General features: G+C 43.4%; 1 protein-coding gene. It reads left to right on the top strand.

What is annotated here, in order from left to right; all coding sequences use genetic code 11:
- A partial coding sequence (locus ACPYOJ_RS35030) for an FAD-binding protein (RefSeq protein ID WP_481420332.1) occupies window positions 1-309 on the top strand: 309 nt, incomplete at both ends.

Below are 309 nucleotides of genomic sequence, written 5' to 3'. Positions count from 1 at the left end.
AAGGATAAGTGGAAAAATCATAAAGACCATATGAACCTTGTTGCACCAAACAACAGAGACAAGATTGATATTATTGTTGTTGGAACAGGTTTGGCGGGTGGTTCTGCTGCTGCTACTTTAGCAGAGCAGGGATATAATGTAAAGGCATTCTGTTACCAGGATTCTCCGAGAAGAGCACACTCGATTGCGGCTCAGGGAGGTATCAACGCTGCTAAAAATTATCAGGGAGACGGTGACTCTACCTACAGATTGTTCTATGACACTATTAAAGGCGGTGACTATAGAGCGAGAGAGGCAAACGTTTACAGA

Source organism: Rhizobium sp. SVR5-9E (genome assembly GCF_056755095.1).
Note: the sequence above shows the minus strand (reverse complement) of the source record. Positions and strands in the feature narration are given on the sequence as shown.